This is a genomic window from Streptomyces sp. NPDC003284 (assembly GCF_053589675.1).
Map to the genome: position 1 here is coordinate 208,827 of NZ_JBSFSI010000004.1, position 24,354 is coordinate 233,180.

Sequence of the window (24,354 nt, forward strand, 5' to 3'; positions counted from 1 at the left end):
GATCACCTCCGCTCCCCCCCACCTCAGCCCGAGGGACTTCCATGAACTTCGCGAAATGGGCGGCCTCCGCCTCCGCGCTCGCGCTCGTGACCGCCGGTTCGGTCCTCGCCCTGGCTCCCAGCGGTGAGGCCGCGACGGCCGACGTCTACTCCGTCGCCCCCTACGTCGACATGTCGAACAGCCAGGAAGGCATGCTCGACACCGCCATCACCGGCCACCACCTCAAGGCGTACACGGCGGCCTTCGTCCTCGGCTCGGGCTGCAACCAGATCTGGGGCGACACCCTGCCGATCGGCAACGACTCCTTCACCGACCCGCTGATCGCCAAGGCGAAGTCCGAGGGCGCGTCCCTGATCATCTCCTCGGGCGGCGCGAGCGGCCTGCCGCTGGCCTGGACGTGCTCGACCCCGAGTTCGATCCAGGCCGGCTACCAGAAACTGATCGACACCTACGGCGTCACCCAGCTGGACTTCGACGTCGAGGGCGCGGCGGTGGCGGACACCGCCGCCGCGGCACGCCACATGCAGGCGATGAAGGCCCTCAAGGCGGCCAACCCGAACCTGTCGTTCTCCATGACCCTGCCGGTCCTGGCGAGCGGACTGACCAATGACGGCGTCAACATCCTCAAGGCCGCGAAGAGCGCGGGCGTCAAGATCGACGTGGTCAACATCATGACCATGGACTACTACTCGGGCACCGGGACCGAGATGGGCCAGGGCTCGATCGCCGCCGCGCAGGCGACGCTGGCCCAGATGCAGTCCGTCGACGCGAGCTACACCTATGCGAACCTCGGGATCACCCCGATGATCGGCAAGAACGACGACGGTTCGACGTTCACGCTGGCGGACGCGGCAGCCGTGGAGAAATTCGCCGAGCAACACGGCGTCGGGCGGCTGTCGTTCTGGTCGATCAACCGCGACCAGCCGTGCAGCGGCAGCGCCAACTCGCTGTCGACGTGCAGCCAGATCAGCCAGAGCAGCCTGGCGTTCACCGACGCCTTCATGGCCTACGCGGGGGGCTCCGGGTCGTCGGGCGGCACGACGTCCGGGGGCACCACGTCCGGCGGGACGGCATCGGGCGGCACGACGACCGGAGGGACGACGACCGGCGGTACCACCACGGGTGGTACGACGGACGGCGGCACCACGGACGGCGGGACCACGAGCGGTGGATCCGGTGGCGGTTCGACCTGCACGATCACCGCGTGGAACTCCTCGCAGGTCTACACCGGCGGCACCTCGGTCTCCTGGAACGGCCACGACTGGAAGGCCAAGTGGTGGACGCAGGGCGAGGAGCCCGGAACCACCGGGGACTGGGGCGTCTGGCAGGACCTCGGCTCCTGCTGAACCCCGCGCCCTCTGCACATGGCGAGGCCGGCCGGGTCCCGGAAACGGGACCCGGCCGGCCTCGGTCCGACGCACCCCGATGGTCCGCCGTCCTCCCTCTCCAGCCTCTCTAGCCTCTCCAGGAACCGGCGGCCTCCGCCAGGACGCGGGCGAGTTCGCGGGGACGGGTGATCATCGGCCAGTGGCCCGAGTCGATGTCCACGTATGCGAGATGAGCGGCGCGAGCGAGCTCAGGACTCTCACCGGAGCCGATCCACTTCTCGGCCTGGGCCGGGGTGAACTCGGGGCAGACGACCACGACGGGGACGTCGAAGCGGCGCTCGTCGGTCAGGCGTACCACTCCCCTGACGACCGCCTCGGGGACGGGGACCGCGGCGGACGCGAAGCGGTCGCGGGCCTGCTGGTCCAGGTCGGCGGCGTCCGCGCCCTCGAAGGGGCCCCAGCCCGGGAAGGGCACGGCCCCGCCCTCGATCGCGAAGTGATCGGCGTACGACCGCCCGTCGGAGGCGGGGAAGCCACCGATCAGGGCGACCTTGGCCACCTTCTCCGGCCGTGCGTCGGCGGCCAGCCAGGCCAGGGTCGATGCCGCGGAGTGCCCCACCACCAGCGGCCTTCCGGGCGCCGCGTCCACCGCCGCAACGACGGTCTCCACCTGCTCGTCGAGCGTCGCGGCGGCGGCACCGTCGCCCTGGCCCGGGAGGGTGAGCGGCACGGGACGGTGACCGAGCGCGGTGAGTTCCGGCACGACGTCGTCCCAGGCGGATCCGTCGAGCCACAAGCCGGCGATGAGCAGGATGTCCATGGCGGTTCTCCCTGGGACGAGTCGGAGCTGGTTGCCGGCACGCTATCGGGAGGCTCTGACAACGGGCTCCGGCCGAGGAGTGCGCGCGGCGGGGCCGCGCGCTCAGCCGCTGTGGGCCACCAGGGCGTCGATGAGCTGGGGCCAGAGTTCCCGGGGGCGGTCGTGGCCCATGTCGGGGACCAGCAGGAGTTCGGCGCCGGGCACCAGGTCCGCGGTGCGTTCCCCGCCGCTGGGGTCGATCAGTGTGTCGTCCAGGCCGTGGATCACCAGTGTCGGCACCCGCAGCTCACGGAGCGCGTCCGCGCGTGAACCGCTGAGGATCATCGCGCCGAGCTGTCGCCCGGTCCCCTCGGGGCAGTAGGCCCGGTCGTAGCTGTCGGCGGCCAGCTCGCGCAGCACCGCCGCGTCGCCGTAGCGCTTGGAGGCCCACACGAGTTCCTCGGCCGCCGCCGCGATGTACCCCTCGCGGTCCGGGGGCCTGGGTCTGAACAGCACCGCCTGGGCCTCCGGGGCGGCCTGGCCGTACGCGCTCTCGCCGGTCGAGGACATCATCGACGTCAGGGTCAGCACCCGCTCGGGGTGGGAAAGGGCCATCGTCTGAGCGATCATTCCGCCCATCGAGGCACCGACCACATGGGCGCGTTCGACACCCAGCGCGGTGAGCAGGCCGAAGCCGTCGTCGGCCATGTCGAGAAGCCGGTAGGGAACCATCGCGAGAGCGGCCGGAATGTCTCCGGAACTCACGGCGGCGATGAACTCGCCCATGTCGACGGGGTGTTCCTCGAACTTGGTGGACAGCCCGCAGTCGCGGTTGTCGTACCGGATGACGTGACGGCCGCGATCTGCCAGCGCCCGGCAGAAGTCCTCGTGCCAGGCGAGCATCTGCGCCCCGAAACCCATCACGAGCAGTACAGGAGGGTCCCCGGGGTCGCCGAAGGTCTCGTACGCGAGAGACACCCCGGAGGACACGTCGACGATCGGCATGCGGGGAGCCTGCCACAGCCGACGCCGGAGCGCACCGGGAATACGCGTGGGTGACCTGCGCGCACCGCGCGGCGCGGAGCCCGACACCCGACCGTCACGGGCCGGGCCGTGCCGGGCCGTGACGCCGACGACGGACGGTGGCTAGGAACGCGTCGCCCGCGCGCACTCGTCCCCCGGTCCCGCGGTCTTGCTCCGCCCGATCGGCGTGCTGCGGTCGTAGGGGTCGATCTCGGCGCCGTCCTCGTCCGTGCGGTGGTCCCTGCCGAAGGGCGGGGTGAGGTAGCCCGTGGGGGCGCCGCAGCCGCCGTTGGTCATGGCGTACTTGTACGAGACGATCGAGAACGTGCCCGGCTCGGTCTTCACTTTGGCGGGGTCGTCCCAGCTCAGGACCAGTTCGCGCCGGACGATCGTGCGGATGATCTCGTCGTCGCCGCCCGTGTCCGCGCGGGTGACCGGGTAGACGAAGGTGACGTCGGCGGTCACCAGGAGCGCGCCGCGCTCGCCCTCCCGGTAGCTGAGCCGGCCCCGGGTCTTCACGACGTCGCCGACCAGGCGGGTGCGGGTGGGCTGGAAGCGGCTGAAGAGGAGGAGGGGGTCGTTCTTCTCGCTCGGGCTTCTGAAGGCGGTTCTCAGCAGGTCCTGGACGTCCTTCTGATGCGGGTTGATCAGTGCTGTCGCCTTCTCGGGGCGCTCGCCCCGCAGCACTCCGCGGTCCAGGCCGGAAGCGACGAGGAAGTCCCGGCTGCGGGTCAGGGCCCGCCCGACCTCGGCCGCGCTCATCCAGCCGACCGCCCTGGCCTCCGGCACGGTGATGCCCGCCGCTCCGCTCGCCCAACTCGCCGCCGGCGAGCCGCGGAACGGCTCCTCCACGGTGGGCCGCAGGTCCGCCCCCCTCGGTGGTGCCTGGGCCGGGCGAGCGGTCTCGGGCGCCGACGACGGAGAGTCGGTGCCCGCGAACAGGTCCACTGTCCGCCCCGGCGCGAGCGCCACCGCGACCAGCACCAGCGCGGCCAGCAGCCCGACGACGTACCAGCCCGTACGCCGCTTGGGCCGCGGGGGTGTGTGGGCGCGCCAGCCCTCCGGCCCGCGGCCGGGCTCGGAGCGCAGCCGCGCCGTCACCTCGCGGGCCCGCGCGGACGGCTCCTTGGGCGCGCCGGGGGCGCCCGCCACCGACTCGCGCAGAAACCGCTCCCACTCCTCGTCGGACCTGGACGAGCCGTCCGGCTCCGTACCCGCGCCCATTCCCCCACCCCCAGGCAGACAGCGAACCGCGGCCCACTCCCCTGGGACGCCTCCGCATCATGGCACGGAGCACTGACAGCGAGTCCGGGCGGACGGACGGACCAGCGGGCACGCACGGGGAGAAGGCGGCGTCGCGGGCACGCACGGGTGGAAGGCTGCGCCGCGGACGAGTTGGGCGCACCGGCGCGGGGCGGCGGTGCTCATCCACGCGGCCGGCCCAGGACCGGACGCGCTGGCCCGCCCCGAACCCCGGTCATCTTCTAGGGTCGTCCGTATGATGATCGACACTGAGGCCGGCGGGCAGCTCTTCGAGTCCCTCCGGGCGGACGCCCTCACCGGCCCGGACCAGTTGCGCGAGCTCTACGCACCGCCGAACCCGAACTCGCTGCGCAAGGAGACCGACCACCTGACCGAGGAGACCCGGGCGCTGATCGGCTGTTCCTCGCTGGTGTTCATCGGCAGCGCGGACGCCGGGGGCCGGGCGGACGTGACACCGCGTGGCGGCCCTGCCGGGTTCGTCTCGGTGCTGGACGAGCAGACCTTGGCGATACCCGACGCGACCGGCAACAAACGGCTCGACACCCTGCACAACGTGCTGGAGACCGGGCGGGTCGGACTGCTCTTCCTCGTCCCCGGCCGCCCGACCACGCTGCGCGTCAACGGCCGCGCCTGCGTCTCGGCGCGACCGGACCTGCTCACCCAGCTCACTCCGGTGGGGAAGCCGCCGGTCACGGCGCTGGTGGTGCGGGTCGAACAGGTCTATCCGCACTGCCCGAAGTCGCTGATGCGCGCCGGTGCCTGGCAGCCGGAGCGGTGGGTGCCCGCTGACGCCCAGCCGACCAGCGCCGAGGTGACGCTGGCCCAGCTGGACCTGCCGGGCCTGACCGTCGGCCAGGTCGAGGAGGCCGAACAGGAGTCACTGCGCCTGCGTTACGAGTGATACGAGTGAGAGGTGAGTTCGGAGCGCGGCGCCCGGGGCTCGTGTGCACACGGGGCTCGCGTGCACACGAGTCTCCCGCGGCGTCGAGCGCGCCCGTCCGGGCTCCAGGGTTCCTCAGCCCAGTACCCGCCCGAGGAAGCCGCGCAGGTATCCCGCGACGACGTCCAGGTGGCTCTCCAGCAGGAAGTGGCCGCCGTCGATCAGGTGCACCTCCGCGTCCTTGGCGTCGCGGGCGAAGGCCAGGGCGCCCGCCGGGCCGAAGATCTCGTCGTTGCGGCCCCACACGGCGAGCACCGGGACCTCGCTGGTACGCAGGAACTCGTGCAGCAGCGGGTAGAGCGGCCGGTTGTTCCGGTAGTCGCGGAACAGCGCCAGCTGGACCGCGTCGTTGCCCTCGCGGGAGACGAGAGCGGCGTCGTGCTCCCAGGTGTCCGGGCTGACCACGCTCGGGTCGGGCACGCCGTGCACGTACTGCCACCGGATGGCGTCGATGCCCAGCGCGGCGCGGACGGCGGGTTCGGTGTCGGGGCCGGGGTTCGCCCCGTAGGCCCAGACGTCGGTCCAGAACGACTCGACGAAGCCGTCCTCGTAGCCGTTGCCGTTCTGGGTGACGAGGGCGGAGATCCGTTCGGGGTGCCGGAGCGCGAGGCGCCATCCGATGGGGGCGCCGTAGTCCTGGACGTAGAGGGCGTAGCGGTCCAGGCCCAGTCGGTCGAGCAGGTGGGCGGTGAGTTCGGCGAGGGCGTCGAAGGTGTAGGTGAAGTCCTCGGCATGGGGAGCGTCGGAGTGGCCGAAGCCCAGGTGGTCCGGGGCGATGACGTGGTAGTCGTCCGCCAGCAGCGGGATCAGTTCGCGGAACATGAACGAGCTGGTCGGGTAGCCGTGCAGCAGGACGATCGCGGGGGCGTCGGCGGGGCCGGCCTCGCGGTAGAAGATCTCGTGGCCGTCGACGGTGGCGGTCCGGTGGTGCATCGAGCGCATATCTAACCCCTTTAAATGCTTGATGTGGTTAGCCTCTCGCCATGCAAGCACGCGTGGACTAACCTGTCAAACGATTTGATCCGGTTAGATCTGGAAGGAGAGTGGCACCCGATGGACATGCTGCTGGACCTGCTCAACAGCAGGCCGCTGGTCGACGGCGAGGAGCAGGACGCGCTCGGCGACCCGGCCGGGGGCAGGCGCTGGGCCCGGGAGCACGGCGGCGACGGCACCCCGGCGGAACTGGCGCTGCTGCGCGAGGCGCGGGACATCCTGCGGGACGTGGTGCGCGGAGAACGCCCGCCCGCCGCACTGAGCCCGCTGCTCGAAGGGGTCCGGCAGGTCCCGGAGATCACTCCGGACGGACTTCGGTGGACGGTGCGGACTCCGCCGCACGCCCGGCTGGCCGTCGAGACCGTTCTCGCCTGGGCCGCCACCGAGGAGCAGTTGCCCGGCCGACTGCGCCCCTGCGCCAACGACGCGTGCCGACTGTTCCTGCTCGACCGCAGCCGCGCAGGCCGCGCCCGCTGGTGCTCGATGGCCGTCTGCGGCAACCGCGAGAAGGCGCGCCGCCACTACGAACGCCATCGCTGACCCGGCCCGCTCCCCTCGCGCGCGGTACGCGGACGGCGCCCGCACGAACACCCCGCCGTCTCCTTCGACGCCAGGAATCTACACACCGACGACAAAAATCGACGTGGTGTAGATTTTGTTGTGTGGGGGCGGTCCCGCTTCCTCGGGCCGCGCCCCTTGGAGGAGCGATGGAGAAGCAGAACTGGCTCATCACCGGTGTCAGCTCGGGTCTGGGGCGTGCCTTCGCCCAGGCCGCTCTGGACGCCGGGCACACCGTCGTCGGCACGGTCCGCTCGGCAGGCGACCTGAGGTCCTTCGAAGAGCTGGGGCCGGGCCGCGCCCACGGCCGCATCCTGGACGTGACCGACGACGACGCCGTCTCGGACGTGGTCGCGGAGGCCGAGCAGCAGGTGGGCCCGCTGGACGTCGTCGTCGCCAACGCCGGTTACGGCGTGGAGGGCACCTTCGAGGAGACCCCGTCGGCCGAGGTGCGGCGGCAGTTCGAGGTCAACGTGTTCGGGGCGGCGGCCACTCTGCGGGCGGCGCTGCCGTCCATGCGCCGACGCCGTCGCGGCCATCTGATGGCCGTCACCTCCATGGGCGGGCTCATGGCCGTGCCCGGCATGTCGGCCTACTGCGGCAGCAAGTTCGCCCTGGAGGGCATCCTCGAAGCACTGGGCAAGGAGGTGGCCCACTTCGGGATCCATGTCACGGCGATCGAGCCCGGCTCCTTCCGTACCGACTGGGCCGGGCGGTCCATGACCCGCGCCGAACGGACCGTCGACGACTACGACGAGCTGTTCGGCCCGATCCGCGAGGCGCGGCGCAGGGCCAGCGGGAACCAGCTGGGCGATCCGGCCAAGGCCGCGGCAGCCGTCGTGCACATCACGACGGTCGAGAAGCCGCCGGCCCATCTGGTCCTGGGCTCGGACGCGCTGCGGCTGGTCGGCGCCGCCCGCACGGCGGTGGACGACGAGATCCGCGCGTGGGAGACCCTCTCCCGGACGACCGACTTCCCCGAGGGGGCTCAGCTCTGATGCCGCCGGGGAGCCGGCGCAGCGCCGAACGCAAGGGCGACGTCCGGGAGCGGGCCATTCTCGACACCTGCGAGGCCCTGCTGGCCGACAAGGGGTACGAGGCCATGACCGTCGGCGACATCGCCGAGGGCGCCGGTATCACCCGGGGCGCCCTGTACTTCTACTTCGGTTCCAAGCAGGAGGTGGTGACCGGCCTGGTGGCCAGGACGGTCGAGCACCTGTGGGAACGGTCGCGGGCCACCGCGCAGGCCGACGATCCGCGCCGGGCCGTCACGGCGGCCATGCGGCGCACGGTCGAACTGTGGACCGAACACGGCCTGGTGATGCGTACGGCCATCGACCTGTCGCTGACCGTCCCCGAGATCGGCGCGCTGTGGAACCGCACGGCCGACCTGTTCGTCACGGCCATCACCGCCGTCCTGGAACGCGCCGGTGTCCGGACCGGCACCGGACCGGACGAGGCACCGGCGATGGCACGGGCCCTGTGCTGGATGATCGAGCGGACCTTCTACCACGCCTCGCAGGGGTCCCCCGGTGAGCTGGAGGTGGCATCGGCGACCTGTGAGCACATCTGGCTGACCAGCGCCGGGCTGACGGCGACGGACTGACGGCGGCCAAGTGACCGCTCAGGGTCCGGGCGCGGCGCGGGTGCGGAACGATTCTGCGTTCTCGTTCGAGGGACAAACCGACTGTCTCTCGGTCACCGGGGCATCGCTGACACTGACCGCATCCCTACCCGCCGGAGAGAGAACACCGTGATCCGACGCTCCCTCACCGCAGCCGTCGGCGCCGCCTGCGCCTTCGTCCTGCTCATGGCCGTACCCGGCTCAGCCTCCGCGGCGACCGGCCAGTTCCGCTACTCCTACACCACCGCCGAGGGATACGAGGCCGTCGGCTTCCTGAACAACCCCGCGAGCGGCGAGTGCGTCGACCTCCCCGCACCCGGCTCCGCCCCCGGGACCGTCTCCCGGGCGCCGAAGAACCACACCGACGCCACCGCCACGGTCTTCCTCGACGCCGACTGCGAAGGCGACACCTACTACACGCTGCGGCCGGGCGCCGGCGCGTCCGACCGTCTGCTCCTGCGCTCCGTCGTCTTCTCCTGAGCGGGCACCCCGGACGGCTGAGCGGGCACCCGGGGCGACACGCGCCGGACCGAGCCGTCGCGGCCCCGGCGGCACCGCTCACCGGGGGCTGACGGCTCCTTCGCACACAGGTCCCGCACGGGTCCTGTCCAGGTCCGCCGTCGGGCGGCGATGAGTTTCGGCGTGGCGCCCCGTCTGAACTCACGTACCCACTCAGCCGCACCCGAGGAGAGCACCATGGGCGCCACCTACACCTTCGACGTCTTCTCCACCCTCGACGGCTACGGGCGGCCCGGCAGTCCTGACTGGGGCGGCTACTGGGGCAAGCAGGGGCCCGAACTGCTCGACCGCCGCCTCTCCCTGTACGAGGCCGAGCAGCGGATGGTGTTCGGGGCCCGCACCTATCGCCTGTTCGCGCAGGTGCTGGCCCCGGCCTTCGAGGAGTCGGGGCGCGACCCGTGGGTCACCCGCATGCTGAACCTGCCCGCGACGGTGGTGTCGAGCACGCTGGAGGGACCTCTCGGCCTGCCGGACGCGGTCGTCGCGAGCGGTGACGCCGTCGACATCGTCGCCCGGCTCAAGGAGGAGTCCGAGGTGCCGCTGCGCTCGCACGGCAGCATGTCGCTGAACCGGGCGCTGATGGCCGCCGGTCTGGTCGACCGCGTCCAGGTGACCGTCTTCCCCGTGATCACCGGGCGGACCGGCGAGCACCCGGTCTTCCGGGGCGCGGCCGACTTCGACCTCGAACTGCTCGACAGCCGGACACTCGACGGCAGCATCCAGGAACTCACCTACCGGCCCACCCTGCACGGCTGAAACCGTCCGGTGCGATCAGGTGCTCGGGCGGACCGGGCGCCTCGTCCCGTCCGCGGATGTCGAGAACGTGTCCCCGGCTCCGACCCCGGGACAGCAGCGGCCGCCACCGGCCGCACCAGGAAGCCAGCAAGCCTGGAAGCCTGGAAGCCGAAGCCCGGAAACTCAGAAGAAGGAGAGCCGCATGGCGATTCAGCGGATGGACAATGTCGGCATCGTCGTCGAGGACCTGGATGCCGCCGTCGCGTTCTTCGTGGAACTCGGTATGGAGCTGGAGGGCAGGGCGGAGATCGAGGGCCTCTTCGCCGACCGGTGCACCGGGCTCGACGGCGTCCGCTGTGACATCGCGATGGTCAGGACGCCGGACGGTCACAGCAGGCTCGAACTGGCGAAGTACCGCAACCCCGCGCCGGTCGGCACCGAGCCGCGCGACCGGCCGCACAACACGCTGGGCATGCACCGGGTCATGTTCGCCGTCGACGACATCGAGGGCACCGTGGCCCGCCTGCGCCCGCACGGCGCCGAACTCCTCGGCGAGATCGCCCGGTTCGAGGACAGCTACCTGCTCTGCTACCTCCGCGGCCCGGACGGCATCATCGTCGCGCTGGCCGAGCAACTGCGCTGAGAGGGCGTCGTCGTCGGGGGGCGTGCCTCAGTCCGGCGTGCCGGGGGTGCCCGCCCACGCGGTCAGTGCCCGTGTGCGCTCGGCGCGCCGTCCGGCGCTGTCACCGGTCCGGCTCGCCCAGGCGACATGGCCGTCGGGGCGCACCAGGACCTCGGTCACGCCCGCGAGTTCGGGGTGGTCGTCCCGTCCGGTCACCGTCACGGCCTCCACGCGTCCGCTCCAACCGGCCGCGACGGCGGGCGGGAGCGCCTCGTCCCCGGCGAGGTCGAGCAGCAGGAAGCGGCTTCGGTCGGTCAGTTCGTAGACCCGGGTGGCGGCGGATCCCGCGGCGGTCAGGCCGATGTCCGGCATGCGCCGTCCTTCCAGCGGGTCGGCGCCGGGACCGCGGGCGGGGTAGGCGGTGCCGAGGGCGGACACCTGTTCGGCCAGGATCCGGTTGACCTCGGCCGTGCCCAGGAACCCGTCGAGCATCCCGCGCAGTGCGGCGGCGGGCCGCGCGTACTGCGGGACGAGGACCAGTTCCGCCAGCAGGGTCTGGATCCCGGTGTTCTCGACGACCGCCGCACCGACCGGCCGTCGCTCGGCGTCGTAGCCGTCCAGCAGTCCGGGCGGCGCCCAGCCGCTGATCTCGGCCGCCAGCCTCCAGCCCAGGTTCGCGGCGTCCTGCAAGCCGGTGTTGAGGCCCTGGCCGCCCGCGGGGAAGTGGATGTGGGCGGCGTCGCCCGCCAGCAGGATCCGGCCCGCGCGATACGTCTCGGCGAGGCGGGCCTCGTTGCCGAAGCGGGACAGCCAGCGCGGACGGCCGACACCGCAGTCGGATCCGCAGATGTCCGTCAGGGAGGTCCGGAACTCCTCCAGCGTCACGGGCTCGCGGGAGGGGACGCGCATCCGGGCGGGGTCGAGGCAGACGAGGCGAGTGGCGCCGTCCTCCAGCGGTGCGACCAGCACCCCGCGGGCCTGTGCGCGCCGCAGTCCCGGGTCGTCCCGGTCGACGGTCTCGAAGTCGCCGAGGACACCGGTCACCGTCTCGTCCGTCCCCGGGAAGCCGATCCCCGCGGCCGTGCGCACCAGGCTGCGTCCGCCGTCGCACCCCACCGCGTACGCCGCTCGCAGGGTCCGCCGTCCGCCGGGGCCGTGCTCGTTCCGTACGTCCACGACGTCCACCTCGACGCCGTCGGGGTCCTGGCGTACGCCGACGGTCCGGTGTCCGCGCAGGATCCCGACGCCCAGTTCGGCGGCGCGCTCCGCCAGCAGGGCCTCGGTGCGGGCCTGGGCGATGAACAGCGTGTAGGCGTGGCGGCTGTCGAGGGCGGTGAAGTCGAGCCGGGTCTCCAGGCCCGCGAAGTGCCAGCCCGGCACGGTGGTGCCGGCGGCGAGGAAGCGGGGGGCCAGCCCCCGCAGGTCCATCAGTTCGATGCTGCGCGGGTGCAGCGTGAGGGCCCGGGAGTCGCGCTGCGGCTCCGTGCGGCGCTCGACGATCAGCGGCCGGACGCCTGCCAGCGCCAGCTCGCAGGCGAGCATCAGCCCGGTCGGGCCCGCTCCGACGACGATCACCTCTGTGGTCACATCCGCCTCCGAATCAGTGAGCAATGAGCAAGTGAGCAACGAGCAGTGAGCAGTGAGCAGTGAGCAGTGGACAACGAATTAGTGAACGTCGTTCACGTGAACGCCGTTCACTATAATCACCGGCATGAGCGATCCGTCAACCTCCCGCCCGGCCCGTGGCCGTCCGCCCCGGCTCGACCAGGCCCGCACCGTCGAGACCGCCCTGGACCTGCTGAACGACTCCGGTCTCGACGCGCTGACCATGCGGCGGCTGGCGGACGCGCTGGGCGTCCAGGCCGGGGCGCTCTACCGGTACTTCCGTACCAAGGAGGATCTGCTGACCGCGATGGCCGAGCGCATGATGGCCGGCATCCGGGCCCCGGCGGGCGGTGCGGACTGGAGCGACCGCCTCTCCGGCCTGGCCAGGGCGTTGCGGCAGGCGCTGCTGGCCCACCGTGACGGTGCCCGGGTGTTCGCGGGGACGCACTCCACCGGCCCGGGAACCCTGGGCTTCGCGGAGAGCTGCACAGGCGTCCTGCGCGAGGCCGGATTCAGCGACGCGGACGCCGCTCGGGCCGCGCTGGCGGTGGTCCGCCTCACCATCGGGCACACCTTGGAGGAACAGGCCGCGCTACGGACCGAGGACGGCTCCCCGGCCGACCCGGAGGTGCTGCGCGAGGCGGTCTCCTCCGGCGGCTACCCCCACCTCACGGCCGCCCTGCCCACCCTCACCGAGGCCGACCAGGCACCCCACTTCGAATTCGGCCTCGCCCTGCTCGTGGCAGGTCTGGAGACGCTGCGTCAGCCGCGCCGGTGAGCGAGAGGGCGAGGAGCGGAGCCGGTCCGCCGTCTGCGGCGGCGCGTCATGCCGCAGAGATCCGGAACTCGAATTCGGGACGGTCCCACGGCACCGCGGGCGGGTTCGCGGGCACGGTCCCGGTACGCACCGCACCGACGCGGCGGTAGAAGTCCTCGGCGGGAACGTGCGACACCACCCTGACGCGGTCGAGCCGCGCGGCGCGGGCCTCGGACCGCATGTGCGCCACGAGCAGCCGCCCGATGCCACGTCCCTGCGCTTCGTCGGCGACGAACAGCAGATCGAGCTCCGGCGGCGCGAGGACGAGCGAGTAGAACCCGAGGACCCGCCCGCCGTCCTCCTCGGCGCCGACGGCCACGAAGACGCGGTGGGCCTCGATGTAGTCAGGGCCCACCCGGTAGCCCGCGACCGCTGCCGCGTACTGGCCCGCGTAGGCCCCTGAGCCACGCACGAGCCGCGTGAGCCGTTTGGCGTCCCGCGCGACGGCCCTCCGTATCGTGACCGGCCGGCTGAGCGGCGACGTGCGGGGAGTCATCACAGAAGTGTCCCGCACCGGGGAGTGCCTCCGCGCGGCGGGGCGACCGCGGTGGCCGGAGGCGTGCGCCGAGGAGCCCGCGCGCCGCGACGCCCGGCGCGTCCACCGGCCGTGCCGGGGCGCCCGACACCCTGTTCGGCGGCGGATGTCAGGCGACCCGTTCGGCGCCGGTCATCAGGGCGAGCAGGCTGTGGGGCGCGTGGTCGTCGATCATGGTCGTGTAGAAGCCGTCGTCGTCGGCTTCGTCGGCGCGGGCGAACATGGCCTGCTCGTGCGCGGCGAGGGCGGCCTCCGTGTCGCCGGGGTGCGCGGCGAGGGCCCGGCCGAGTTCGGCGCCGTCCTGCATGGCCAGGTTGGCGCCCTCGCCGTTCGGCGCCCGGAGGTGTGCGGCGTCGCCGAGGAGAGTCACGCCCGGTGTGCGGTCCCAGCGGTGCCCGGCGGGCAGCGAGAAGACGGGACGCAGGACCGGCGGGGTGTCGCTCTCGGTGAACAGGGCGGTGAGTTCGGGGGCCCAGCCCTCGAACTCCTTCGCGACCTGCGCGGCGAGGGCCGCGGCATCGGCGCCGAGGCCGGTGAACCATGCCCGGGGCTTTCGCAACTGGACGTAGGTGTGCAGGGTCCCGGCGCCTTCCCGGTGGGCCAGCAGTCCCCTGCCCGGTGCGAGCGCGAACAGCGATCCGGCGCCGACCGCTTCCGCGGAGGCGGGCCGACGGGTTCCCGCGTCGAAGAGGAACGTCTCCACGCCACAGACCCCGACGTACTCCGGGGTGGCCTCGGACAGCAGCGGCCGTACCCGCGACCACGCGCCGTCGGCGCCGACGAGCAGGTCCGCGACGGCGGTGGAGCCGTCCGCGAAGTCCATGTGGTGGCGGCCCTCGCCGAGGGACCGCACCGCGGTGACCTTGCGGCCCCAGCGGACGGTGCCGTCGGGCAGGGAGTCGAGCAGCAGCTGCCGCAGTGCGCCGCGCGGCACCTCGGGGCGTTCGCCGGTCCCTTCGTCGGGCAGGTCGAGCAGCACGTTCCCGGCCCGGTCCATGACCCGGTACGCCTCGCGGCCCGGCAGGACCAGCTTGCGGAAGTCCTCGAACAGCCCGGCGGCCTTCAGCGCCGCCTGTCCGTTGTGCGGGTGGATGTCGAGCAGCCCGCCCTGGCCCCGGGCGTCCGGCGCGCTCTCGGCCTCGTGGACGGTGGCCGGGATGCCGTGGACATGCAGCACACGGGCGAGTGTCAGGCCGCCCAGACCTGCTCCGACGATCGTGATGGGTGTCGTCACGTTTCCTCCCCTACCGGCAGCGGTATGACGCCCATTGGATCGTCACTCCAATGACGCTAGCACGCGATTGGATCGACGCTCCATCCATGCGATGATGGGGACCATGACGAAGAAGGCGGCGACTGGAGCCGCGCGGGCCCCGCGCCGGAAGGACAGCCTGTCGAGGGAGCGGATCATCCGCGCGGCGACCGAGATGCTGGACTCCGGCGGTGAGAGGGCGCTGACGCTGCGCGCACTGACCGTGCGCCTCGGCACCGGCTACGGCGCGATCTACCACCACGTCGCGGACAAGGGCGATCTGCTCGCGGCAGCCGCCGACGACGTCATCACCGGTGTGCTGTCCGGCGTGGTCGCCGACGCGGATCCGCGTGCCGCTCTGCGCCGCCTCGCCCTGGACCTGTTCGACGCGGTCGACGCCCACCCCTGGGTCGGGGCGGAGCTCTCCCGCCGACCGTGGCGGCCCGCGCTGCTGGACTTCTACGAGAGCATCGGCCGCCTGCTGGACGCCCTCGGCGTTCCGGAGGAGGCGCTCTTCGACGCGGCGGGCACGCTGGTCAACCACGTCCTCGGCGTCGCCGCGCAGAACGCCGCGAACGCACGGCTTCTCGCGGACGCCCGCGACACGGACCGCGAGTCCTTCCTGGAGGACGCCGCCACGCGATGGGCGCGGGTCGACCCCGAGCGGTATCCGTTCGTGCACGCGGCGGCGGCCCGGCTGGGCGAGCACGACGACCGCGAGCAGTTCGCCTTCGGCGTCGACGTCGTCCTCGCCGGCATCGCGGCCCTGGGCGGAGCCCGGCGCTGAGTGCCGCACCGGGCCTTGAGCAGGGGCGGGCCGGAGCGGGATCCGGCCTCGGCGGGGCGGTTCCGTGCCTCAACTGCTCGTGCCCGGAAAAGGGGTTGGGGCGGGCGGCGGGCCGCTGCTACGTTCGTGGCGGACCGTGAAGCCGTCGTAGGGAGGTGAGCCCCGTGAACACAGTCACCCATGGGTGCTCCCTCATCCCGTCACGGTCCGGCGGCTGACATCCGGTGTCGCCAGGAGCGCCTGAGACCGAGGCACTCCTGGAAGAGGACTCCGATGAGTACAACACCTGTCACATCCGGCCCGAGCGGGGACACGGTGGTGGTCACACGTGTCGCGGACCGGCAATGGCACGCGCTGGACGACGACCTGGTGGCCGGCCGCGGTCACGCGGAACAGCGGCCCGACGGACGCCTGTTCGTCACCATCGACGCCTGGCACGACGCCGCCTTCGACCGGCTCGCCGAGGCGATGCCGACCGACCTGCCCGCGCCGCTGTACACCCTGGTCGACGAAGCCGACACCGAGCTGACGGCCGGCTGGCGGCGGGCCGGGTTCACGGTCCGGCGCCGCGAGCGGGAGTACGTCGTGCCGACCGATCCGCGGGTCACCGGGCTCGGAGCGGTCCTGCCGCCTCCGGGCGTGACGATCGTCCCCGCCGCGGAGGCGGACGAGACACTGCTGCGCGCGGTGGACCGGGCGATCCGGGACGAGGTCGAGGCGACCGTCGGGTGGCGGTCGATACCCGCCGAGGTGAACCCCCGCCCCGAGGACGGCACCGCCGCCGGACCGTCGGTGTACGCGGTGGCCGCCGCGCCGGACCGCTACCTGGGTCTGATCCGGGTGGAGCGGGTGAAACGCCCGCGCATCGGACTGGTCGCGGTCAGGGCCGGTGAGCGGCGCCGCGGCATCGCGCGGGCGCTGCTGGCCCACGCCCTGGGGACGCTGCACCGTTCCGGAACGGCCGCTGCCTGGGCCGAGGTCCACGAGTCCGGGCGGGCGGCCTCGGCGCTGTTCGAGGGCATCGGCGCCCGGTCGGCGGGAAGCAACCTGGAGCTGGTGCGATGACGAGGAACAAGAACGTCATCGAGGTCGAGGGCAGGGTCGTCGAGTGCCTGCGCAGCGCCATGTTCACCGTGGAGCTCGAGAACGGCCACCAGGTGCTCGCGCACGTCAGCGGGAAGATCCGCAAGAACTACATCAGAATCATGCTGGAGGACCGGGTGCTGGTGGAGCTCCCGCCGTACGACCTGTCGCGCGGCCGGATCGTCTTCCGGTACCGCAACTAGGGCAGGCCGCCGGGATCAGTCGGCACCTTCCGCGACGGCTGATCCCGGCGCCCCGGTCACCGCATCTGCGTGACCGGGGCGCGGTGACGAGGGGCGGCGGGCGGGGACGAGCGTCGTAGTCGGAGGGGCGACGCCGTGCCGTACTGCCCCGGTGCCGTACTGCCCGGTCGCAGGCGGCTACCGCCTCGGTCCACCGGCCTGGGGCGGAGGGCATCCCCAGTCGTCGGCCGTAGCGTCCATCAGGGCGGTGACATAGGCGTCCAGCCGCTGTTCCACGGCGCGTTCCGTCAGCTCCGGACGTCCGGCCTCCCGCCAGGTCCGCGATACCGGACGCACCTCCTCCGAGGAGGCCAGCGCGTCCCGGACCAGCCAGTACCGCCGCTCGCTCACGGCTGCGGCCAGCACGCCCCCGGCCTCCTCGTACGCCTGGGGGAAGCGCAGGCCCCACTCCGGGCCGTGCAGCAGTGCGAGGTTGGCCGAGCAGTGCGCCACGTCGAGATCCGCCGGGCCCCAGGAGGCCGCCGCCCAGTCGACGACGGCGGTGATCCGCGCTCCCGCCGGGTCTGCGGACCCCACGTCGAACAGCACGTTGCCGGGCTGGAAGTCCCGGTGCAGGAAGCGTCCCTCATAGGGCGGCGCGGGCCCGCGGATCACGTCGATCGCCGCGGCCCATGCGGCCGTACGGGCGCCCGCCGGGGTGACGACGGAGTCGGCGGTCGTCAACGCCGCGTACTTCGGGGGACGTTCGGCGGACCGTACCGCGTGGATCGCGACGAGCTGACGGGCCAGCAGGGGCACACGTGTCTCCACCCCCGCGTCGTCCAGGACCGTCCGGCCCGTCATATGTGTCATCAAGAGCGACGGGTGTTCGGCATGCGCGGCGACCGGGTCGGCCGCGACCAGTCCGGGAACCGGCACACCGGTCCCCGCCAGCACGGTCAGGGCTCCGGCCTCCCTCCCCAGCCAGTCCTCGGCGCGCTCCCGGTGGCACGGGGCGACGAAGCTCCGCAGCACCAGATCACGGGTGCTGCCGTCCGGCGCGCCGACGGTCAGCCTCCGCATCTCGGCCGTGCTGCCACCGTGCAGCACCTCGGTCCCGACGACCCTTTCGCCGTCCTCCAGCTGCCGGTTCACCCAGGCCAGCGTCAACGGGCGGACGGCACCCGCTTCTTCGTCGTTGGTCAGCCGGCCGAAGCGCGCGGGTTCGGGCGCATATGGCATGTGGCCATTTTACCGCCGTTCCGGCGCGACGGCGGGCGCCCTACGCTCGGACTCATGCAATGGATGACGCTGATCAGTGCCGTGGTCGGCGCCCTGATCGCGACCGCTTCCGCCGCCGTGCTCGACCGCAGCCGCTGGCGACGCGAACAGGACGACCGCCTTCTCGGCGCACGGCGGGTCCTGTACAGCGACTACCTCACATGTCTCTCTCAGGCCCGGAACACGTTTCGCGGTCTGGCGCGGAACCATGACATGGAACCCGTCGAACGGGCGCGCACCGCCCGTGACAGTTTCGCCCCGTGCTACGGAGTGCGCTACCAGATGTCGATCATGGCCGCATCGCCGGTGGTCACCGCGTCCGAGGAAGTCTTTCGTCGGCTGCGTGACGTACGGGACCTCGCCGCGGCGGGCACCCTGGCCGGGGACGAGGCGTACTCAGATGGGCGCGCCGAGTACGAAGCCGCTCTCACCCGGCTGCGCGAGGCCATGCGCCTCGATCTCGGAGCCCATCGCGTGCCGTCCCGGCGCCCCTGACCGCCTCGGTGACCGGCCCCGGCCGTGCACCCGCCGCGCCGCCGCACGCACCCACACTCCTCCCCGCACATCCCGACGGCCTGAGCGGAGGCAGAACTTGGCTGGATCTGGTCCGTCCGGAACCCGTCCCGGAGCGGTGGCTGCGGTGCGTGGGGTGGTGTGGGCCGCCGTGGAGTCCTGGAAGGGGCCGTTGTGTGCGGGGGAATGCGGGGGCGGGGCGGGTGGGCGCGCACGGCGGGTGCGGATGGTCTGTGCGGGATGCCGGTTGCGCGGTATCCGGGCAGAGGTATCCGGATTCCGGGACAGGCCGTGCCGCGCGATAGCCCATGGGCCGGGCCCGCGCAAGATCTTGTCCGTGCCCGGGAGCCAGGCATAGAAATCTCCACGCCGCTCACCGGCATGGACACGCTGAGTTCCTGGGAGGGGATGGCGGAGTGCGACCGCAGGACTATGAGGCGTACTGCCGGGTCGATCCCGTCTTCTACGACGACCCCGGCCGCAGTGAGGAGTCGCGGGATCCACAGGACCCGCAGGACCCGCAGGGCCCGCGCGATCTCTTCGAGGCGGCTCGCGGGAGTGTCCCGGACGGCTGGCTCAGGAGCCGGGACGGCGTGTGGGTCTATCTGCACCCCGACGGGGTCGAACTCCCCGACCAGGGCTGGAAGATCCATGTCTCCGGCACGTTCGGCGAGGCGGAGGAGGTCATCGGCGAGGTGCTGGCGTACTGCCGTGAGCACCGGCTGTCGGTGAAGTTCCTGCGCGGTCCCGTCACCGTGCTGGCGGCGAACTCGAAGTACGCTCCCCGCGCCTCCAGCGGGAAGCTGCTCACCCTCTACCCGCGTGACGAGGCGGAACTGCGGCGCGCCCTCACCGGTCTCGCCGCCCGTCTGGACGGCCGCCGCGGACCGTACATCCTCAGCGACCTGCGCTGGCGGGACACCGTCCTGTACGTGCGCTACGGCGCGTTCCGGCAGATGTACTGCGTCAACGCGGCCGGTGAGACGGTCTCGGCGCTGCGCGACCCGGCCGGCGCGCTCGTCCCGGACCAGCGCCGGCCCGTCTTCTCGGTGCCCGACTGGGTCACGGTTCCCGGCTTCCTGGCCGAGCAGGTCGCCGCCCGCGCCTAGGGACGGCCCGAGGACTTCCCGTACGACATCGAGCGGGCCCTGCACTTCTCCAACGGCGGTGGCGTGTACAAGGCCCGCGACCGCCGTGACGGGCGCGGTGTCGTGCTGCGCGAGGCCCGGCCGCTGGCCGGTCTCGACGACCGCGGCACCGACGCGGTCACCCGGCTGCACCGGGAGCGCGACATGCTGCGCCGACTGGCGGGGCTGGACTTCGTACCACGTCTGTACGACCACGTGACGGTGTGGGAACACGAATACCTGGTCGAGGAGTTCATCGAGGGCGAGAAGCTGGAGCGGCACCTGTTCAACGGGGCCCATCCGCTGCTGTCGGCCGATCCGGACCAGGAGACGCTGGACGCGTACGTCCGCACCGCGCTCGACTTCTCGGACCAACTGGCCTCGATGATCCAGGAGTTGCACCGGCGCGGTGTGGTCTTCGGTGATCTGCATCCGGGCAATGTGATGGTGCGGCCCGACGGGCGCCTGGCCCTGGTCGACTTCGAGCTGGCCTTCGACGCGGAGAGCGGGTCCGCCTGCGGTCTGGGGGCGCCGGGGTTCGTCTGCGCCACCGCCCGCGAGGGCACGTCCGTGGACGACTACGCGCTGGCCTGTATGCGGCTGTTCTTCTTCCTGCCGCTGACGTTCCTGATCGAACTCGACTCCCGCAAGGCCCAACAGCTCGCGCGGGCCGCGGCCGAACGGTTCGGTCTCGGCACCGGTTTCGCCGACGCCCTCGTACACGATCTGCGGCAGGCCGCGGGCGGCACGCTGCCGCCCGGACGGATCGAACGCGCCGCCGCGCCGCCGACAGCCGCCCGGACACCGGCCGCCGGGGCACGGGGGACCACCGGCGGGGACGGCCCGGAGGACACGGACAGTACGGAGAGTACGGAGGACACCTGGGAACCGGGCCGCCTCACCGGCCCCGAGGAACTGCGGCAGGTCATGGACTCACTGGCCGCCGGTATCGTCGCCGCGGCCACGCCCGAGCGCACCGACCGCCTCTTCCCGGGCGACCCCGAGCAGTTCCACCGCCCGGCCGGACCGGACGTGGCGCACGGTGCCGCCGGTGTGCTGTACGCGCTGGCCACCGCCGGATACCCGGTCCCCGCCGAGCACGTCGCCTGGCTGGTCCGGGCCACCGAGGCGCCGGGTGCCACCCGCGCCGGGCTCTACGACGGCCTGTACGGTGCCGCGGTCGTGCTGGACCGCCTCGGCGAGGCGGACGCGGCCCGGCGCGCCCTGGCCAGGGCCGGACAGGTGGCCGGTGAACGCGCCGGACGCGGCATCCTCACCACGGACCTGTCCGGTGGCACCGCGGGTGCCGGTCTGGCCCTGCTGCACTTCGGCCTGGTCGACGAGGCGGCGGACCTCGGCGGCTCGCTGGCCGAGCGGCTGGGCGCCGCGGGCCGCCCGCCCGGCCGGCGGCCCGGTCTGCTGTACGGGGCCTCGGGAGCCGCCCTGTTCCTGGTGCGGCTCCATGAGCACACCGGTGAGGACCGCTGGCTCGACCTGGCGGGCGCGGCGCTGGCCGAGGACCTCACCCATGCCTCGGTCGACACCAAGGGCATGCTGTTCCGCAACGGCGGGCACCTCACCCCGTACCTGGCCAACGGCAGCGCCGGTGTGGCGCTCGCGGCCCGCGCGCTGCTGCGCCACCGCGACGACGCCGGGCTGCGCCGGGCGGTCGGGCACATGGAGCGCGCGTGCGCCGCCGAGTTCACGCTGATGCCGGGGCTGTTCGAGGGCCGCGCCGGGCTCATCTGCTCCCTGGCCGCAGCGCCCGCGCCGCGGTCCGGGGCCGCGGCCGGGACCGGAACCAGGCCGGACGGTTCCCCGGCCGCCGCGGCACGGGCCCAGGCGCTGCGGCTCGACTGGCATCTGCTGCGCCACGGCGGCCACGCGGCCGTCCCCGGGCAGCACCTGTTCCGGCTCTCCGCGGACCTCGCCACCGGAGCGGCCGGTGTGCTGCTGGCCCTGCGGGCGGCGCTGGACGGAACGGGTACGGCGCTGCCCCTGCTCGACCCCTTCCCCGCCGAGGCGGCCCGCCGCTGACGGGAGCCGCGCCTCCCGTCACCCCGAGATGTCCCCGGCCGACCGGTCCGGGGCGGAACCCATCACGAAGGAGGTACGCCCATGTCGTTCATCCTGGACCTGCAGGCGATGCAGGAGGAGTCCGAGTCGATCGTCGAGTCGCTGTGGTGCAGCCACTGGTCCACTCGGGCCTGTATGTGACAGCCCGGCTGCCCGCCCGGCGCCGTGGCGCCGGGCGGGCAGCCGCCTGCCGTGTGACCGGACTCAGCAGGTGGGCACTCCGGGCAGCCACTCCGGGCCCTTGATGTAGATGTTGGTCATCCACGAGCCGTCGGTGAGCCTGGACCAGGCGTCGTTGGTGTAGCCGTCGGCGGTGACCGTCTGGGCGTGGGCCTGGCAGGTCACGTTGACGGTGGTGGGCTGCGGGAAGTAGTCCACGACGGCGGCGTTCACGTTGGCATCGGAGTGGGTGCGCACGCCGGTGCCCCAGGTCTGGAAGGGCTTGCTGCCTCCGCTGGGCGGCGGGGTGGAGGTGCCGCCGCAGTCCGGGATGCCGGGCAGGGACGCCGGGCCCTTGATGTAGATGTTCGTCAGCCAGGAGCCGTTCGACAGCTTGGCCCAGATGTCGTTGGTGTAGCCGTCGGCGGTGACCTTCTCGGCGTGCTGCTGGCACATCACCGACACCTGGGTGGGGCCGGGGAAGGTGTCCACGACGGACGCCTTGACGCTGGGCGCGGAGTGGGTGCGCACCTGGGTGCCCCAGGTCTCGAAGGTGGTGCCGCCGTTGGCCGGCGGGGGCGGCACCGTGCCGGAGCCGTCGATGCGGACGGCGCCCGCGTAGTCGCCGCCGGTGCGCACCGGCGCCACCCGGATGTGGGTGCCCGACTCGTACGCCTCCACCATCTGTCCGGCGCCGAGGTAGACGGCGACATGGTGGATGTGCCCGCTGCCCCAGAACATCAGGTCGCCGGGGAGGAGGGGTGCCGTGCCCTGTCCCGCGGAGAACCTGGCCGCCGCGTGCGAGGTGTGGAACTGGTCGTCGGCCGTGCCGTTGATCAGGTCGCGGCCGGTCGCCTGGGCGTAGGCGTAGCGGGCCAGTCCGGAGCAGTCGAAGCCCTTGCGCTCGTTGTCGTGGAGGCTGTCGGGGTCGGAGCCGTCGTAGTAGCCGTAGGTCGCGCCCGGGGTGGCGCCGTGGCCGCCGCCCCAGCTGTACCAGACGCCGATCTGGGTGCACGCGGCGCGGACGGCGGCCTCGGCGGTGGCCGAGGCGCCCGGGGCGAGCACGTCGCAGGCGGCCTGCGCGGACGCGGGGGCGGCCGACACCGCGTGCGCCGTCGCGGGCAGGGCGGCGGAGAGGGCGAGGGCCGCGACGGCGGCCAGCGAGCGGCCGGCGATCTGGCGCGTCCTGATGGTGGGGTTCACGGTGCACATCCTCCGTTGACGGTCTGTCGTTGCCAGGACCGCGCCGGGCGTGCGGCGATATGCCTCAACTGGGGTGACCTACATCACACTTCATGGCGGGCGGGCTGCTCATACCCGCTCCGTGCCGCCGCCGTCCCCCCGATGACCCGCCGAGCGCGGCGCCTGCCGAGCGCGCCCCTGCGGCGGGCGGCTCCCTGCCCGCCGACCGAGGGACACCCCATGGCCTCCTCCGGACCGCCGACGACCGTCCCGGCCCGATCCCGTTCCGTCCTGCGTCGGCGGCTGGCCGCCTGTGTGCCCGTCGCGGCCGCGCTGGCCGGTACGCTGCTCACCGGGCCCGCCGCCGCGGCACCCACCGCGCCGTCCGCATCGTCTGTGCCGCCTGTGCCGCCTGCGCCGTCCGTGCCGTCCGCCGCTTCCGGCAACGACGTGTACGTCTGGGCGACCGGCGTCAACCTGCGCCCGTGCCCCCGGGTGTCCACCACCTGCCGCCCCACCGGTGTCCGGCTGGGCCGCGAGTACGCCGCCGCGTACTGCCAGGCCGTCGGCGACCGCGTCGCCGACGGGCCCTACGAGAACACCTACTGGGTCCAGGTCGCCGCGCACGGCCAGGTCGGCTGGATCAGCGCCGTGTATGTGCGCGGCGGCGACAACAACCAGCCCGTCCCCGGTGTCCCGGGCCCCGACAGCTGCGTCTGACCCCTCCGCATCCGCCTTCCATGTCAGGAGACCCCGTGCGTCCAGACCCCGTGCGTCTGCCGTCCTTCCGTCGCTCCCTCGCCGCATCCGCCGCCCTCGCCGTCACCACCGCCGCCGTCCTGCTGTCCACCGCACCGACCGCCGGGGCCCGGACGGCGGACCCCACCGTCCAGGCCGGCCGGTCCCACCACACCTGGGCCAGCGACGTGAACGTCCGCGTCAGCGCGGCCGATCCGAACGCCTGCGGACGCCACCCGTCCGTCGCCGACTGCCCCGGCACGAGCGGGCCGAAGGGGGGCGCGGCGCCGGTCGCGGCCAAGAGCGCGCGCCCGTACGGCCCTTACAGCGTCACCGCGTACGAGACCGTCAACATCCGCAGCAAGCCCAACACTTCGGCCCGTGCCTTCGACCAGATCCAGGCCGGTGAGACCCGTACGGACGCCCTGTGCTGGACGCACGGCGAGACCGTCCGGGACCACGGATACACCAACGACGTGTGGATCGGCTTCACCGAGGGGTGGGCCAGCGCGGTCTATCTGAAGGGGAACGAGTACGCGGGGCTGCCGGTCGGCGCGAAGTGCTGAGACGGCGTACGGAATGAGGGGGCGGGGCCGCGTGCCCCGCCCCCTCG

25 protein-coding genes and 1 pseudogene are annotated in these 24,354 nt (G+C 72.8%); 17 read left to right on the top strand and 9 right to left on the bottom strand.

Annotated elements, in window-relative coordinates:
- The first annotated feature begins 41 nt into the window (after positions 1–41).
- Complete coding sequence (locus ACWDYF_RS10945) at positions 42–1,346, top strand: chitinase (RefSeq protein WP_389467808.1); 1,305 nt, start codon at positions 42–44, stop codon at positions 1,344–1,346.
- 109 nt (positions 1,347–1,455) lie between these two features.
- Here ACWDYF_RS10945 and ACWDYF_RS10950 read toward each other — a convergent pair whose 3' ends face one another.
- The 3 genes from ACWDYF_RS10950 to ACWDYF_RS10960 form a co-directional block, all read right to left on the bottom strand.
- Positions 1,456–2,148 carry an alpha/beta fold hydrolase gene (locus ACWDYF_RS10950; protein WP_389467810.1) on the bottom strand — a complete coding sequence of 231 codons (693 nt, stop codon included), beginning with the start codon at positions 2,146–2,148 and terminating at the stop codon, positions 1,456–1,458.
- Positions 2,149–2,250: 102 nt separating this feature from the next.
- The gene (locus ACWDYF_RS10955; protein ID WP_389467813.1) at positions 2,251–3,132 is read right to left on the bottom strand and encodes an alpha/beta fold hydrolase; all 882 of its coding nucleotides are present in this window, start codon (positions 3,130–3,132) and stop codon (positions 2,251–2,253) included.
- 141 nt (positions 3,133–3,273) lie between these two features.
- Positions 3,274–4,374, bottom strand: coding sequence for a hypothetical protein (locus tag ACWDYF_RS10960; protein WP_389467816.1), 1,101 nt, complete (start codon positions 4,372–4,374; stop codon positions 3,274–3,276).
- Positions 4,375–4,648: 274 nt separating this feature from the next.
- On the opposite strand from ACWDYF_RS10960, the gene ACWDYF_RS10965 reads away from it, so the two are divergent.
- Positions 4,649–5,314 (top strand): MSMEG_1061 family FMN-dependent PPOX-type flavoprotein, encoded by a 666-nt coding sequence (locus ACWDYF_RS10965; RefSeq protein ID WP_037892361.1) that lies wholly within the window; start codon positions 4,649–4,651, stop codon positions 5,312–5,314.
- A gap of 114 nt (positions 5,315–5,428) precedes the next feature.
- On the opposite strand, the gene ACWDYF_RS10970 is transcribed toward ACWDYF_RS10965, so the two are convergent.
- Positions 5,429–6,295 (bottom strand): alpha/beta fold hydrolase, encoded by an 867-nt coding sequence (locus tag ACWDYF_RS10970; protein ID WP_389467823.1) that lies wholly within the window; start codon positions 6,293–6,295, stop codon positions 5,429–5,431.
- Positions 6,296–6,406: 111 nt separating this feature from the next.
- Here ACWDYF_RS10970 and ACWDYF_RS10975 point away from each other — a divergent pair, with 111 nt between their 5' ends.
- The 6 genes from ACWDYF_RS10975 to ACWDYF_RS11000 all read left to right on the top strand — a co-directional run bounded on the left by ACWDYF_RS10975 (position 6,407) and on the right by ACWDYF_RS11000 (position 10,425).
- Positions 6,407–6,886, top strand: a complete 480-nt coding sequence (locus tag ACWDYF_RS10975; protein ID WP_389467826.1) for a CGNR zinc finger domain-containing protein — start codon at positions 6,407–6,409, stop codon at positions 6,884–6,886.
- A 167-nt stretch (positions 6,887–7,053) separates the two neighbouring features.
- Positions 7,054–7,902, top strand: a complete 849-nt coding sequence (locus ACWDYF_RS10980; protein WP_389467829.1) for an oxidoreductase — start codon at positions 7,054–7,056, stop codon at positions 7,900–7,902.
- Positions 7,902–8,510 carry a TetR/AcrR family transcriptional regulator gene (locus ACWDYF_RS10985; RefSeq protein ID WP_389467832.1) on the top strand — a complete coding sequence of 203 codons (609 nt, stop codon included), beginning with the start codon at positions 7,902–7,904 and terminating at the stop codon, positions 8,508–8,510. Before ACWDYF_RS10980 ends, ACWDYF_RS10985 begins: the two co-directional genes overlap by 1 nt.
- A gap of 147 nt (positions 8,511–8,657) precedes the next feature.
- Positions 8,658–9,008, top strand: coding sequence for a hypothetical protein (locus ACWDYF_RS10990; protein ID WP_381736479.1), 351 nt, complete (start codon positions 8,658–8,660; stop codon positions 9,006–9,008).
- A gap of 216 nt (positions 9,009–9,224) precedes the next feature.
- Positions 9,225–9,803, top strand: a complete 579-nt coding sequence (locus tag ACWDYF_RS10995) for a dihydrofolate reductase family protein (RefSeq protein WP_381736480.1) — start codon at positions 9,225–9,227, stop codon at positions 9,801–9,803.
- A 181-nt stretch (positions 9,804–9,984) separates the two neighbouring features.
- Positions 9,985–10,425: a VOC family protein gene (locus ACWDYF_RS11000; protein WP_389467836.1), complete on the top strand. Its 441-nt coding sequence runs from the start codon at positions 9,985–9,987 to the stop codon at positions 10,423–10,425.
- A 27-nt stretch (positions 10,426–10,452) separates the two neighbouring features.
- On the opposite strand, the gene ACWDYF_RS11005 is transcribed toward ACWDYF_RS11000, so the two are convergent.
- Positions 10,453–11,991, bottom strand: coding sequence for an FAD-dependent monooxygenase (locus ACWDYF_RS11005; protein ID WP_389467838.1), 1,539 nt, complete (start codon positions 11,989–11,991; stop codon positions 10,453–10,455).
- 124 nt (positions 11,992–12,115) lie between these two features.
- Between ACWDYF_RS11005 and ACWDYF_RS11010 the strand changes: the two genes are divergently transcribed.
- A complete protein-coding gene (locus ACWDYF_RS11010) occupies positions 12,116–12,787 on the top strand; it encodes a TetR/AcrR family transcriptional regulator (protein ID WP_389467841.1) in 672 nt (223 codons plus the stop codon).
- Positions 12,788–12,833: 46 nt separating this feature from the next.
- Here ACWDYF_RS11010 and ACWDYF_RS11015 read toward each other — a convergent pair whose 3' ends face one another.
- Both ACWDYF_RS11015 and ACWDYF_RS11020 read right to left on the bottom strand, forming a co-directional pair.
- Positions 12,834–13,322 carry a GNAT family N-acetyltransferase gene (locus ACWDYF_RS11015; RefSeq protein WP_381736484.1) on the bottom strand — a complete coding sequence of 163 codons (489 nt, stop codon included), beginning with the start codon at positions 13,320–13,322 and terminating at the stop codon, positions 12,834–12,836.
- 148 nt (positions 13,323–13,470) lie between these two features.
- Positions 13,471–14,595 carry an FAD-dependent oxidoreductase gene (locus ACWDYF_RS11020; RefSeq protein ID WP_389467844.1) on the bottom strand — a complete coding sequence of 375 codons (1,125 nt, stop codon included), beginning with the start codon at positions 14,593–14,595 and terminating at the stop codon, positions 13,471–13,473.
- A gap of 103 nt (positions 14,596–14,698) precedes the next feature.
- Here ACWDYF_RS11020 and ACWDYF_RS11025 point away from each other — a divergent pair, with 103 nt between their 5' ends.
- The 3 genes from ACWDYF_RS11025 to infA all read left to right on the top strand — a co-directional run bounded on the left by ACWDYF_RS11025 (position 14,699) and on the right by infA (position 16,686).
- Positions 14,699–15,400 carry a TetR/AcrR family transcriptional regulator gene (locus tag ACWDYF_RS11025; RefSeq protein ID WP_389467847.1) on the top strand — a complete coding sequence of 234 codons (702 nt, stop codon included), beginning with the start codon at positions 14,699–14,701 and terminating at the stop codon, positions 15,398–15,400.
- A 273-nt stretch (positions 15,401–15,673) separates the two neighbouring features.
- Positions 15,674–16,465 (top strand): GNAT family N-acetyltransferase, encoded by a 792-nt coding sequence (locus tag ACWDYF_RS11030; RefSeq protein ID WP_389467850.1) that lies wholly within the window; start codon positions 15,674–15,676, stop codon positions 16,463–16,465.
- The gene (gene infA, locus ACWDYF_RS11035; RefSeq protein ID WP_381736488.1) at positions 16,462–16,686 is read left to right on the top strand and encodes a translation initiation factor IF-1; all 225 of its coding nucleotides are present in this window, start codon (positions 16,462–16,464) and stop codon (positions 16,684–16,686) included. Before ACWDYF_RS11030 ends, infA begins: the two co-directional genes overlap by 4 nt.
- 177 nt (positions 16,687–16,863) lie before the next feature.
- On the opposite strand, the gene ACWDYF_RS11040 is transcribed toward infA, so the two are convergent.
- Positions 16,864–17,907, bottom strand: a complete 1,044-nt coding sequence (locus ACWDYF_RS11040; protein ID WP_389467857.1) for a phosphotransferase family protein — start codon at positions 17,905–17,907, stop codon at positions 16,864–16,866.
- A gap of 54 nt (positions 17,908–17,961) precedes the next feature.
- Here ACWDYF_RS11040 and ACWDYF_RS11045 point away from each other — a divergent pair, with 54 nt between their 5' ends.
- The 3 genes and pseudogenes from ACWDYF_RS11045 to lanKC form a co-directional block, all read left to right on the top strand.
- Complete coding sequence (locus ACWDYF_RS11045) at positions 17,962–18,441, top strand: hypothetical protein (RefSeq protein WP_389467862.1); 480 nt, start codon at positions 17,962–17,964, stop codon at positions 18,439–18,441.
- A gap of 434 nt (positions 18,442–18,875) precedes the next feature.
- On the top strand, positions 18,876–19,568 hold the full coding sequence (locus ACWDYF_RS11050) for a class III lanthionine synthetase LanKC N-terminal domain-containing protein (RefSeq protein ID WP_389467864.1): 693 nt from the start codon (positions 18,876–18,878) through the stop codon (positions 19,566–19,568).
- A gap of 21 nt (positions 19,569–19,589) precedes the next feature.
- Positions 19,590–21,623, top strand: a pseudogene (gene lanKC, locus ACWDYF_RS11055) (class III lanthionine synthetase LanKC); the annotation flags it as partial.
- A 243-nt stretch (positions 21,624–21,866) separates the two neighbouring features.
- Here the strand turns inward: lanKC and ACWDYF_RS11060 are convergent.
- On the bottom strand, positions 21,867–23,033 hold the full coding sequence (locus tag ACWDYF_RS11060) for a C40 family peptidase (protein ID WP_018565739.1): 1,167 nt from the start codon (positions 23,031–23,033) through the stop codon (positions 21,867–21,869).
- A 210-nt stretch (positions 23,034–23,243) separates the two neighbouring features.
- On the opposite strand from ACWDYF_RS11060, the gene ACWDYF_RS11065 reads away from it, so the two are divergent.
- Together ACWDYF_RS11065 and ACWDYF_RS11070 are read left to right on the top strand one after the other, a co-directional pair.
- The gene (locus ACWDYF_RS11065; RefSeq protein ID WP_389467868.1) at positions 23,244–23,723 is read left to right on the top strand and encodes a hypothetical protein; all 480 of its coding nucleotides are present in this window, start codon (positions 23,244–23,246) and stop codon (positions 23,721–23,723) included.
- 35 nt (positions 23,724–23,758) lie between these two features.
- Entirely contained in the window at positions 23,759–24,307 is a 549-nt protein-coding gene (locus ACWDYF_RS11070; protein ID WP_389467871.1) for an SH3 domain-containing protein, read from the top strand.
- The last annotated feature ends 47 nt before the right edge of the window (positions 24,308–24,354 follow it).